Genomic DNA, 12,087 nt, shown 5'->3' with positions numbered 1-12,087 from the left:
GGCCGGGCTCAGGCCCAGCACATAGTAGGAGTCGTCGGGAGAACTCAGCACGGCCGTGGACGGGACATCGCCGATCGTGACTGTCGTGCACGCCCCCCAGACCACAGAGCAGTCCACAAACCAGCGCTGCCAGCATCACCCTCGACATGTTTCCCCCCGGGCATGCTGTTGAACCGATATTTCCCGGACGCTGCCAGTTGGTCAGAAAATATCGTGTTTCCAGGGCGGGCGGAAACTGAGCCGCCTTTTCCTCGCGCAGCGGACATTCAGCCGGCGGCGCTCAAACGACCGCTTCCGACCCGAAGCAAATGGACCTTGTGTTCAACTCGCTTGGCGGAGTCGCTACACATAACAACAATCGGTATTTGGCGCACCCGATAGGATTCGAACCTATGACCTTCGCCTTCGGAGGGCGACACTCTATCCAGCTGAGCTACGGGTGCGTGGCGGTCTCTATAGCGTAAGCGGCGGCCCGGCCGCAAATTTCCCTGCCGCGTCCGTCGCGGCCCCGCAATGCGCGCCGGCCAGGCTACAGCGCCGCCAGCGCGGCGGTCACCACCTCGGTCGCATGGCCCCACACCAGCCGCTTCCATTCCGGCGTATCGGGATAGAAGGCGTCGCGCAGTTCGCGGCGGATCGCCTCGGCGCTGGGATGGCGGTGGCCGCCCTCGGCGAAGCAGTGCAGCCAATTGTCCTTGCGCAGCGCGTTGAACACGGTGCGGGTGTCGCGGGTGCCGACCTCGAGCGCCGCGAAGGTCAACTCGGCCTCCGGCAGCCAGCCCGCCACCGCTTTGTCGATGGTGCCCGACAGCGGGGCCGAGACCGACTCGCCGGCCTCGCTCGAGGCGACGCGGCCGCCCCACATCGCCCTGGCGCGCGCATAGGCGGGACTGCCGGGCAGGTCCTCGCTGATCATCTCGCCGGCGCCGAACGCGCCCAGCCCGGTGTGGAAGTCGATCACCGTCAGCGTCTTCACCCCGTGCAGGCTTTCGGTGAAGACGTCGCGCAGCATCTTCAGCGACCAGCTCTCCCGCGCGCCGCCGTAGTAGATGCCGTCGGGATATTTGTACTGGCCCTTGGAGATCGCCTCCTGCAGCGCGAAGGGGCCATGCGCCTTGAGGAATTCGATCAGCTTGGCATTCGCCGTCTTCAGGCCCGCCTCGGAGACGTCGCGCGGCGAGATCTCGGCCCGCAGCGCGTCATAGGGCGCGTTGGCCGGCGGATGGGCGAAGTCGACGCTGTTGCGGTTGATGTCGGCGTTATCCTCGTTGACCCGTCGGTCCCAGGAAAACCCGTACGGGTTGAGCGCATGCAGCAGCACGATCTTGGCGCCCGCGGGCGCGCGCCGGGCGAGACCTTCGCGCAGCAATCCGGTCTGCACGCCGGAACCGAAATAACCTTCGGCGCCATGGGTCGCGGAGATCAGCAGCAGCGCCCTCTTCGCCGCGCGCGGACCGATCACCGCGGTGTCGAGGAACAGCGGCTTGCCGTCGCGGCCCTGCACAAGAGGATGCACCCGGGCGATGACGTCGATGCCGGCCTGCTCGCAGGCGGCGATGAAGGCATGACGCGCGGCGCGATAGTCGGCGGGAAAATAGTCGGCAGGGTCGGAGGTCATGGCTATAGTCTAGCGGCTCTTCCGGATTTTTCGAATGTCGCCCTTCGGTTTCCTCGACGCCTTGCGGTCGCGCCCCATCCCCGGCGTCGCGGCGGCGCGCGCGCTCTACACAGGATACCGCCGGCACCCCATCGCCCGCTCGAACGCATATTTCGCAGAGCCTCTGGTGGCGGCGCAGGAGCTCGGGCTGGCGGGCGAGAACTACTACTATGGGACGCGCAATCCGCCCTATTGGCGGCGCGCGGACGGCGCGATCCCCGATCTGCTGCTGCGCCAAAGCGTTGCGGCGAAGCTGGCGCGGATCAACGCACGGCTGGGCGAGGTGGGGCTGGAGCTCTTCCTGTTCGATGCCTGGCGGCCCAAGGCCGTGCAAGCCTATTTCCATGATGTTTGGTTGCCGGCGGAGCTGCAACGCCGCGATCCGTCGCTCAGCGGCGACGCATTGACCCGCGAGGTCGAGCGCTATTGGGCGGCGCCCAGCAGCGATGCGGATTCGCCCGCGCCGCATGCGACGGGCGCCGCGGTCGACCTCACGATCCGCTGGACGGGCGGCGAGGCGCTCTGGATGGGTTCGCTGTTCGACGACGCGGCGCCGCTGGCGCATCGCGACCGGTTCGAGGCCGTGGATGGTGGCACGCTGTCCTTCTCCGACGAAGAGGCGCGTGCCAATCGACGCCTGCTGCACTGGGTGATGGCGGAAGAGGATTTCGCCGGTCATCCCGACGAATGGTGGCACTTCTCCTGGGGTGACCAGCTCTGGGCCAAGCTCACGGGCGCTGCCGCGGCGCATTACGGGCTGGCGGACGTCTGAGCCCCCCTCCGGGGAGGTAACACGTCATTCCAAGATCGGGCGGAACGCACCGTCCCAGCTCTCGCCGGGCGGGTTCTCCTGGAAATAGGCGATGCGCTTCAGATGCAGGTCGTAGAGCTTCTGGCTCGCACCCGACAATTTGCGGCACTGCTCGATCAGTTCGCGCGCCTTGACCCATTGCTGGGTGCGCAGCGACTGGAAGATGTGGTCGTGGAAGGCGAGCAGGGCGCGGAATTTCGGGCTCGCCCGCATCACCGGGCTGCCCAGCATCGCATAGAGCTTCATCGGCGTGTCATGCGCGCCCGCCGCGATGTAATCGACCTCGAGGAAGGCGAAGCCGCGTTCGGCCGCCTTGCGGGTGTCTTCGGCGACGATCACGGCGGGGCCGTATTGCGCCGAGAGCTTCTGGATGCGCTCGGCTTCCACGGCGCAATCGCCGGTCACCGAATAGGCCATCCGGCCATGGCCGCCGAACACGCCCGCGATGGCTTGGCTGGTCGAGAGGCCGATGCCGATCTCCACCGGCGCGAAGGCGACACCGTCGTTGCGGCGCTCCTGGGTCACCAGCTCGTTGGTCCGCGCGATCGCCTCCATCATCGCGTTCGCCGCCTCGCAGGCATGGATCGCATGCTCGGGATCGTCGAGCGGCGCGTTCCAGAAGGCGCTGAAGCCGTCGGCGGTGAGCCGGCCGATCGTGCCGCCGCGGGCCTGCGCGACATCCATCAGCGGCACCAGCACGCGCTGCATCAGGCGGGTGAAGGCGGCGGGGTCGTCCTTGAAGGTGTCGGCCAAGCCGGCGAACTCGCGTACCCCGCAATGCAGATAGGTGACGGTGCGGCTGACGCCTTCGAAGTTGAGGAGCTCGGGGCGCCGCGCGATCTGCTCGATCACCCTGGCGGGCAGCGACTCGGCGAACGCGCTGCGCACCTTGGCGCGGGCGCTTGCGACGCCCGCGGCGCGCACCGCGGCGCCGGTCGCGAAGGTGAGCGCCAGGGCCACGCCCGGTCCCAGGGCATCGAACAGCACATGGTCGGCGGAATAGAGGCGCCAGGACACGAACAATGCGCCGCCGATCACCAGCGCGGTGAAAAGGCCGGACCACGCAACGCCGAAGCGCGCGAACAGGATGATGGCGCCGATGCCGAAGATCGCCAGGCAGATGAGCTCGGCCTCGATCGCCGAGGCGGGGCGGCGCAGCGGCGTGCCGCTCAGGATGTTCTCCAAACCCTCGGCATAGACGGCCGCGACGCTGCGCGGGCCGCCCGGCGTGGCCAGGGTCTCGCCCGGCGGCCCCAGGATGACGACGGCATGGGCCAGGCGGCCGGGCGGAAGCGTCCCCGCATCGAGCGTGGCGGCCGAGATCGCGCGCGCGGCATCGGGTCCGGAATAACCGATCCACACCGAGCCGTCGGGCGAGGTCGGGACCTCGCCGCTTGCGGTTTCGATCGAAGCGATGCCGGGCTGCGCGCCGAGCAGGCCGCTGTCGCCATCGTCGCTGCGCAACGACAGATGCTTCTTGCCCTGCAGCACGCGCAGCATCTCCGCCGTCAGCGACGGCACGGGAACGCCATTGAGCCGGAAGGCGAGCGGGATGTGCCGCAGCACGCCATCCGCATCGAGCGGCAGGTTGAGCGCGCCGACGCCCAGGCTGCTGCGCTCCACCGCGGGAATGGCGCCCTCTGCCGTCGCGAAGCCAGGTGCATGGCCGAAGGGATTCTTGGCTCCGGTGAAGCGCAGCGTGGCGTTGAGCGCGGGCGCCCGGGCGGCGGGCCCGGATCCCAGAGCGAAGCCGCTCACCGTCGCGAGCGCCGACATCGCGGCGGCCAGACCGTCATCCGGCGAGGCCAGCTGCGCCAGCGCGGCGCGCAGCGGATCGTTCTGCGCCCCCGCCGGAACCAGTGCGACGAGGCTCTTGGGCGAGGCGGGGTCGGGTGTGTCGAGCGGGAAGGCGAACACGGCCATCGCCGCGCCCTGCGCCTTCAAGTCCCGTTCCAGCTTCGCGAGCACGGCATGCGGCCAGGGCCATTTGCCGAAGCGCTTCAGGCTCGCCGCGTCGGCATCGAGGGTGCGGACCGCGAAACCGGCATGGGCAAGGGTGTCCTGATAGGGGCGCGGCAGGGACCGCTGGTAGGAATCGAACAGCACGCCGCGCAGCCGGGTCGCCACCGTGCCGGCATCGGTGGCGAGCACAAACAGAAGTGCCGCGAGCACGAGGCCCGGAAGCGCCCAGACGGCGATCGGTCTGCCCTGAAAATTCATGCCCAACCCATGCGGCGAAGAGAAAATCCTAGCACGCGGCCCGTGCCCGCTCGGTGCGCGCCGCGTCCGCAAGTAGCATCCGGTGCATAAGCCGCGCCAAAGGCCGTCGCTCAGCCTTAAGATACTGTCAATCCTGAATGTTTCAAACACTATCACTTTCTTGACGGCACCGTCATTTTTGCTTGCTCTGGCACACGGGGCGGGTATCCTTACGGCAAAGCCGCTGAGCGGCGTCTAAAGGGAGCACGAGATGGAAAACATCACCAAGGATCCGGCCTACAACGCGGTCGATCCGACCGATTTCCCCGCGATGCTGAATCCCGCACGCTATGGCGAGCGCTCGGCGGCGTTCGACAAGATCATCTCCGCGACCCATGACCATTTCTGGGATCCGCTGGACAAGAAATACATCGACTTCACCGCGCCCTTCGACATGACGAAGGAATATCTCGTCAATCCGCAGCTGAACGGCGACCTCAAGACCGCGATCGGCGACAAGCTCGACGAGGGCCAGAAGATCAAGCTCGCCAACCTCGATACGCTGTGGTCGCTGTCCTCGATCCTGCATGGCGAGCAGGGCGCGCTGTCGCTCTCGGCCTCGCTGTGCCACATCCTGCGCGACCCGGGCGCCCAGGAATACGCCGCCAACCAGACGCGCGAGGAAGCCCGCCACGTCACGGCGTTCTCGAAATACATCCAGGCCCGCTGGGGCGCGCCGTGCCAGGTCGGTCCGGCGCTGGGCAATCTGCTCAACGACATGGTCTCCTCCCCGCTCGTCTGGAAGAAGATCGTCGGCATGCAGATGCTGGTCGAGGGCCTCGCCATGGGCGCCTTCGCCACCTTCTTCAAGGAGGCCCGCGATCCGCTCATGCGCCATCTGATGCAGATGGTGATGACCGACGAGGCGTTCCATCACAAGTTCGGCAAGATCTGGGCCGACCGCACGATCCCCTACCTTTCCAAGTCGGAGCATGAGCAGATCGAGGACTGGGCGGCGCAGGTGTTCCAGGTGCTGCTCTTCAATCTGGGTTCGCCGAACCAGAAGGCGTGGATCTACCGCGAGGTCGGCCTCGACCCCGAGTGGTGCCAGGAAGCCTTCATGGAAGCCATCACCGACGCGGCGATCCGCGAGGACATGGCCGACGCGACCAACATCTTCCGCGTCCTGATCAAGACCCTGCTCAAGGCCGGCATCATCACCGAGCGCACCAAGCCGGTCTATGCCGCCTATATCGACATGGCCGAGCTCTATGCCGAAGGCGACCGCATGGTCGGCGACGACATCGCCGAGGAGGGGATCAAATATCTGATCCAGCTCAATGGCGGGAAGATGATCCTGCCGAGCTCGACGCTGGTCGCGGCGGAATAGTCGTTTTGCCGGATTCGCGAAAAGGGCGGGCCGCCGGCTCGCCCTTTTTGCTTTACAGTGGCGCGGCGCGCAGTGTCGCCGCCAGCCGAGGGGGGATTTTCGATGGCCCGCAAACGCAAGGGTGAAGGACAGACCGCGCTCGTCACCGGCGCCAGCATGGGGATCGGCGTCGATCTGGCCGCGTGTTTCGCGAAGGACGGCTATGACCTGATCCTGACGGCGCGCTCGCAACAGCAGCTCGAAGCGGTCGCCGCGACGCTGGCTGCGGCGCACGGCGTCAAGGCGACTGCCATCGCCCTCGATCTCGGCGTGCCGGAAAGCGGCGCGAAACTGGCGGCGGAGATCGCGGCACGCGGCCTGGTGGTCGACGTCCTGGTGAACAATGCCGGCTACGGCATCGCCGGCGCGTTCGACGGTTCGGACCGCAAGGCCCAGCTCGGCATGATCGACCTGAACGACCGTGCCCTTGCCGAGCTCACGCACATCTATTGGCCGCGCATGCTGGCCAACAAGCGCGGCGGCGTCCTCAACGTCGCCTCGACCGCCGCCTTCCAGCCCGGCCCTTTGATGGCGATCTACTACGCCTCCAAGGCCTTCGTGCTGTCGTTCTCCGAGGCGCTGTGGAAAGAGGCCGAGGGCACCGGCGTCCATGTCTCGTGCCTGTGCCCCGGTCCGACCGCCAGCCAGTTCCGCGAGCGCGCGGGCACCGGCAAGACGAAGCTCTCCAATCTCGGAACGCCGATGGCGTCCGCGCCGGTGGCGAAGATGGGTTATCGCGGCTGGCAGAAGAACCGCCGGGTGGTGATCACCGGCGCGCGCAACCGTCTGCTCGCGACGCTGGCGCCCTTCCTGCCGCGCCGCACCCTGCTTGGCATCGTGCACAACATGCAAAGCCCTGTGTGACCGCAAATTAGCATTTGCTTCGTGTGCCATAGTTATGCTAATTAGCATGTGTTAGGCGAACGGAGTATCTCATGAAAGTCACAATATACGAAGGCACTCCGGATGAAATTGCCCGGATCCTTCCCAGCATCCAACCCGCTCCCAGCCCTGGCCGCGACGCCGGAAGCGGCGGGGCTGCGGTCGCTGTCGCGGTAACCGGCGAAAAACGCTATGTAAACGTGGAGGAAGCGCGGCTTGTCCTGAGCCGCCGCCCATTGTCGGCCGAACAGCTGATCGTCTTCCGGACGCTCTACGAAGCACACCCCCACAGCGTTTTGGCCACGGAGCTTCAAGACAAGACGCATTATACGCCCGCACAGTTCGCCGGCCTAATGGGAGCTTTGGGGCGTCGGCTGACGCATACTGAAGGCTATAAAGAAGGCACATGGCTATTTGATGTCGCATGGGACATCAACGAAGGTTGCTGCCGCTATTGTCTGCCGGAGGGCGTCCGCTCGGCGCTGGAGTTGGAAAAGCTGGTTTAACGCATCGATCGGGGCGTGCATGACCATCGTCAGACTGGGTGAGTTCGTTTCCATCGCACGCGAGGGCGCGGTCGCCGTGGTGACGATGGATCGCGGCGACGGGCGCAACGCGCTGTCGCGGCAGCTCATCCTCGAGATGACGCAGGCGGCGCGCAGCTTCGCCGACGATCTCGAGACCCAGGCGGTGATCGTCACCGGCGCCGGGGCCTTCACCGCGGGCGCCGATCTGAAGGATCCGGCGATGGACCGCCGCCGCGCCGCGGGCCTGCTCGAACGCCGGCATATGACCAAGATCGGCCCGGATCTGTGCGACGCCTGGGAAGCGGTCGAGCAGGTCACGCTCTGCGCCATAGAGAAATATTGCATCGGCGGCGGCGGCGCGTTGGCGGCGGCGTGCGATTTCCGCATCATGGCGGACGGCGCGCACATGCGCCTGCCCGAGATTCCGCTGGGCATGAACATGAGCTGGCATGCCGTGCCGCGCCTGGTGTCGCTGATCGGCCCCTCGCGCACCAAGCAGTTCGTGCTGTTCGGCGAGAAGGTCGGGGCGGCGCAGGCGCTTGCCTGGGGCCTTGCGGATGAAGTCGCGCCCGACGGCCAAGCGCTGGCCGCAGCACGGCGTTGGGCCGCGAAGGTCGCGAAACTTCCGCCCAATGCCGTGCGCATGTCCAAGCAGGGCGTCAACGCCGCGACCAACGCCCTGCACCAGGCGACGACGTTCATGGACCTCGACCAATACGCGCTTGCGACCACGAGCGAGGACTACCGCGAGGCGATCAAGGCCTTCCTCGAGAAACGCGAACCGAAATTCACCGGCCGCTGACGCGGCGTGCAAAATCCCGATCCGGCCGATTTTGGGCGTTGACTGGTTGGACCGGCCGGCAAATCTTCGGCGGCGTGATCGCGCCGCGGATGGAAGAGCGAAGCGGAGACCGCCGTGAATCGGCCCATTTGGACCGTGCCCCATGGTCGCGTCCGACGTTGCGGGCGTTGGGTGCCATGTGCGATGGCCGAACCAGGACGGAAAAAGCAGAAGCTCCCATGCCGGCAAGTCGATATGCTTGGGTGATCCGAAAATCCGACCCGTGCCGACAATGCGGTCGCGCTAGCCGGGTCTTCGTCCCGACAGGAAACCGATCACGCCACCCGTCACGCCGCTGATGATCCTGTCCGCCCAATTGAACTGCTCATTCGAGACGCCCGGCACGACAATGAGGACCAGGCTCACAACGATCACGGCGCCCAGCAGGACAAATCCGATGATCTCCTTGCGGCGGCGATGATGCGCGTCCTCGCGGCTTTCGCGCGCCGGCGCGTTTCGCTTCCGGCCGGCATTGCGCTTGACGATTCGTGTGAGCTTCGACCATAGGCTGGGCATCGAAATCTCGTCCTATTGCATGCGTTCAACTTGAAAATCTGGGTGGCTCACCTGTCTGTGCGGGGGGCTCGCGGAATTGCTTCATCTTCCATTCGTGCAGGAGCTGAATGAGAAGATGCGCGGCGACGTCGTTCTCGGTGGCACCGAGGACCGTGCTGGACTTGAGATGCGTGAGGTAGTCATAGGCGCGCGACGGAATGGTCAGGCGCATCTGCACCGTCGTCTTGCCTTCCCTGGCGTCCTTGTATTCGGTCTCGTCCATCAGGTTCCCCACCGCTCTGTGCCATTTCATTCCGGCATTGGCCAGAATTGGCATCTTTTGCCTTGACTCTACGTTCGAATCAGTCAAAACGCCAAGAAATTCCCGCTCCAGTAGCAAAGATTCTCAGCGCACCTATGTGTCTCTCGGCGCGCAACTACAAAATGTTGTGCTACCCATGAGCGGGTAGAGCGAGGCCGAAATCGGCCGGGAGTGGCAATGACGGGACGGGTTCACGGCAAGATCGCGCTGATCACGGGCGGGGCGCAGGGCTTGGGCGAGGCGACGGCGCGGATGCTGGCGCGCGAAGGAGCGCGGGTCGCGGTGACCGACGTCAATGTCGCGGGCGCGGAAGCGGTCGCGGCCTCGATCAACGCGGCGCGCGCGGGTGCGGCGATCGCGCTCAAGCACGACGTCACGAGCGAAGACGATTGGGTCCGCGTGCTCGCCGAAACCGCCGACGCCTTCGGCGGCCTGCACGTGCTGGTCAACAATGCCGGCATCAGCCTGACCAAGGATCTCGAGCAGACCACGCTGGAGGAATGGCGCAAGGTGCACGCCATCGATCTCGACGGCGTGTTCCTCGGCTGCAAGCACGCCATCGCCTGGATGGCGAAGAGCGTGAAGGCCGACGGGCTGGGCGGCTCGATCGTCAACATCTCGTCGATCTCGGGAATCATCGCCGGCCACAACATGGCGGCCTACAACTCGGCCAAGGCCGGCGTGCGGCACCTCTCGAAGTCGGTCGCGCTCTATTGCGCGAAGAAAGGATTGAACATCCGATCGAACTCGGTCCATCCGGTGTTCATCGCCACCCCGATCCTCGACGATCTGGTGCAGCGCTTCGGCCGGGAGGAAGCTTACGCCAAGCTGGCGCGGCAGGTTCCGCTGGGCAAGATCGGCGAGCCCGACGACATCGCCTATGCGGTCCTCTATCTCGCCAGCGACGAAGCCAAATTCGTCACCGGCGCCGAGCTGAAGGTCGATGGCGGCATCAGCGCGATGTGAGGCCGCTACTTCGTGACCCGCATCGCGACCTGCGCGAGCAGGAGCCTGGCGCCCTTGCGGCCGAGCACGCGGTCGGTCACGCCCTGGAGCCGGTCGGCGATCGCCGTCACGTCGGGCTGGCGCGTGGTGCGCACCGCCGTGGTGCTGAACGCCATCATGTTCCGCAGAAAGCCGTCGCGCAGGACCGGCATGGCATGCAGCGCCGCGGCGCGCAGCTTGGCGTCCGGGATATCGATCCCGACGCCCAGCATCAGGATGCCGACCGGGCGGTCGTCGTCGATGATCGCGGTGTAGATCGGATCGATCATCAGATAGGAGTCGGACTGGGTGACCTTGTGCTTCGGCGCCTTGGCGTCTCCGTCGCCATCGTCGGCGCGCGCCGGCGCGGCCAGGGCGAAGGCCAGGCACAGCAGGGTCGCAAGACAAACGGATCGCATGACGGGCTCGCACGTTTCGCCCTCAGATTTACGCTAAGCTCGTAAAGCCTTCCTTGCCGGAGCCCCGCATGATCCGCCGCCTGACATTCGTTGCCGCGTTCGCCGCCAGCGCCGTCCTTGCCGCAGCCGCCGACCAGCCGGGACAGACTTTCTCCATTTCGGTCAAGGACTTGCCGAAGCCCTATGCGACGCCAGGGGTCGACAACCATTCCACCGTGGTGGCGCGGCCCGCCGGCACCTTGCCCGCCGTGCCGCCGGGATTCCGGATCGAAATCTATGCCGCGGGCCTGTCCAATCCGCGCTGGATGGCGCTGGCGCCGAACGGCGACGTGTTCCTGGCCGAGCCGGGGATCGGCAAGATCACGCTGTTGCATGCGGCCGGCGGCAAGGTCGCGGCCTCGACCTTCGCGTCCGGCTTCGACAAGCCGCATGGCCTCGTCTTCGCGCAGGGTGCGCTCTATGTCAGCGACGTGCAGGCGGTCTGGCGGCTTGCCTATGCCGACGGCGCGAAGACCGCCGGCAAGAAGACGCGGGTGACCAGCGTCAAGGACCTCTCGCCGCTCGGCAACCACTGGACCCGCGATCTGGCGGTCGATTCCAGGGGCACGCTCTATATCGGCATCGGCAGCGCCAGCAATGTCGGCGAGGATCCGCCGACCCGCGCCACGGTGCAGACGGTGGCGCCCGACGGCACGCTCCGGACCTATGCCAGCGGCATCCGCAACCCGGTCGGCCTGCAGTTCTATCCGGGTACGGACGATCTCTTCGTCACCGTGAACGAGCGCGACGGTCTGGGCGACGCCTTGGTGCCCGACTACCTGACGCATGTGCAGCCGGGTGCGTTCTATGGCTGGCCCTATGCCTATCTCGGGCCGCATCCCGATCCCGATTGGGGCGCCAAGCGGCCCGACCTGGTGGCGAAGGCGACGATGCCGGACCTGCTGTTCCATGCCCATTCGGCGCCGCTGGGTCTCGTCTTCTATGAGGGCGCGCAGTTCCCGGCGTCGTTCAAGGGCGACGCGTTCGTGGCGCTGCATGGCTCGTGGAATTCCGGCGCGCCCACCGGCTACAAAGTGGTCCGGGTGCATTTCCGGAACGGCCGGCCGGCCGGCGGCTATGAGAATTTCGTCACCGGCTTTTGGAGCGGCGGCGGCAAGGACGGCCAACCCGCCCAGGTCTGGGGCCGCCCGGCCGGATTGGCCGTCGCGAAGGACGGCAGCCTGCTGATCGCGGACGACGCCGGGAAGGTCGTTTGGCGCGTGGCATATGTGGGGAAGTGAGGCGCGGTAGCCTCCGCTGCTGCGCAGCGCACTGCGATGCAGAAACTACGAGGGCGTAGGTTGGCTTGCCAACCGAAGCTGCGCGATCGTGGCTCGGCCCTCCTTCGCCCTGCGGGCTCGGCGGGCAACCTCCGCTGCCGCGCAGCGTAGGTTGGTGGAGCTGAGCGGGATCGAACCGCTGACCTCCTCATTGCGAACGAGGCGCTCTCCCAACTGAGCTACAGCCCCGAACCACGCATCC

At 66.4% G+C, this 12,087-nt stretch carries 12 protein-coding genes and 2 tRNA genes; 7 read left to right on the top strand and 7 right to left on the bottom strand.

The features are described from left to right. Positions 1–366 precede the first annotated feature (366 nt). Positions 367–443, bottom strand: a tRNA-Arg gene (locus WDM91_15815). Positions 444–529: 86 nt separating this feature from the next. Then, positions 530–1,618 carry a M14 family metallopeptidase gene (locus WDM91_15810; GenBank protein ID MEI9996061.1) on the bottom strand — a complete coding sequence of 363 codons (1,089 nt, stop codon included), beginning with the start codon at positions 1,616–1,618 and terminating at the stop codon, positions 530–532. Positions 1,619–1,652: 34 nt separating this feature from the next. Here WDM91_15810 and WDM91_15805 point away from each other — a divergent pair, with 34 nt between their 5' ends. After that, entirely contained in the window at positions 1,653–2,429 is a 777-nt protein-coding gene (locus tag WDM91_15805; GenBank protein MEI9996060.1) for a M15 family metallopeptidase, read from the top strand. A gap of 24 nt (positions 2,430–2,453) precedes the next feature. Here WDM91_15805 and WDM91_15800 read toward each other — a convergent pair whose 3' ends face one another. After that, entirely contained in the window at positions 2,454–4,688 is a 2,235-nt protein-coding gene (locus tag WDM91_15800) for an adenylate/guanylate cyclase domain-containing protein (GenBank protein ID MEI9996059.1), read from the bottom strand. A 250-nt stretch (positions 4,689–4,938) separates the two neighbouring features. Between WDM91_15800 and WDM91_15795 the strand changes: the two genes are divergently transcribed. The 4 genes from WDM91_15795 to WDM91_15780 all read left to right on the top strand — a co-directional run bounded on the left by WDM91_15795 (position 4,939) and on the right by WDM91_15780 (position 8,307). Next, a complete protein-coding gene (locus WDM91_15795) occupies positions 4,939–6,057 on the top strand; it encodes a ferritin-like domain-containing protein (protein ID MEI9996058.1) in 1,119 nt (372 codons plus the stop codon). A gap of 102 nt (positions 6,058–6,159) precedes the next feature. After that, positions 6,160–6,960: an SDR family oxidoreductase gene (locus tag WDM91_15790; GenBank protein ID MEI9996057.1), complete on the top strand. Its 801-nt coding sequence runs from the start codon at positions 6,160–6,162 to the stop codon at positions 6,958–6,960. Between the two features lie 71 nt (positions 6,961–7,031). Next, a complete protein-coding gene (locus tag WDM91_15785) occupies positions 7,032–7,484 on the top strand; it encodes a hypothetical protein (protein MEI9996056.1) in 453 nt (150 codons plus the stop codon). A gap of 19 nt (positions 7,485–7,503) precedes the next feature. Beyond that, on the top strand, positions 7,504–8,307 hold the full coding sequence (locus WDM91_15780) for an enoyl-CoA hydratase/isomerase family protein (protein ID MEI9996055.1): 804 nt from the start codon (positions 7,504–7,506) through the stop codon (positions 8,305–8,307). A 282-nt stretch (positions 8,308–8,589) separates the two neighbouring features. Here the strand turns inward: WDM91_15780 and WDM91_15775 are convergent, their stop codons facing one another. Further along, complete coding sequence (locus WDM91_15775; protein MEI9996054.1) at positions 8,590–8,862, bottom strand: hypothetical protein; 273 nt, start codon at positions 8,860–8,862, stop codon at positions 8,590–8,592. Positions 8,863–8,887: 25 nt separating this feature from the next. Next, a complete protein-coding gene (locus WDM91_15770; GenBank protein MEI9996053.1) occupies positions 8,888–9,124 on the bottom strand; it encodes a hypothetical protein in 237 nt (78 codons plus the stop codon). Positions 9,125–9,340: 216 nt separating this feature from the next. On the opposite strand from WDM91_15770, the gene WDM91_15765 reads away from it, so the two are divergent. Beyond that, complete coding sequence (locus tag WDM91_15765; GenBank protein MEI9996052.1) at positions 9,341–10,129, top strand: SDR family oxidoreductase; 789 nt, start codon at positions 9,341–9,343, stop codon at positions 10,127–10,129. Positions 10,130–10,134: 5 nt separating this feature from the next. Here the strand turns inward: WDM91_15765 and WDM91_15760 are convergent, their stop codons facing one another. Then, positions 10,135–10,566 (bottom strand): hypothetical protein, encoded by a 432-nt coding sequence (locus WDM91_15760; GenBank protein MEI9996051.1) that lies wholly within the window; start codon positions 10,564–10,566, stop codon positions 10,135–10,137. A 68-nt stretch (positions 10,567–10,634) separates the two neighbouring features. On the opposite strand from WDM91_15760, the gene WDM91_15755 reads away from it, so the two are divergent. After that, on the top strand, positions 10,635–11,846 hold the full coding sequence (locus tag WDM91_15755) for a PQQ-dependent sugar dehydrogenase (GenBank protein MEI9996050.1): 1,212 nt from the start codon (positions 10,635–10,637) through the stop codon (positions 11,844–11,846). 152 nt (positions 11,847–11,998) lie between these two features. Here the strand turns inward: WDM91_15755 and WDM91_15750 are convergent. Next, positions 11,999–12,074, bottom strand: a tRNA-Ala gene (locus WDM91_15750). Between the last annotated feature and the right edge of the window lie 13 nt (positions 12,075–12,087).

The sequence above is a fragment of the Rhizomicrobium sp. genome, from assembly GCA_037200385.1.
In the GTDB taxonomy this organism is placed as follows: domain Bacteria; phylum Pseudomonadota; class Alphaproteobacteria; order Micropepsales; family Micropepsaceae; genus Rhizomicrobium.
This window is presented reverse-complemented; position numbering and strand designations above follow the sequence as displayed.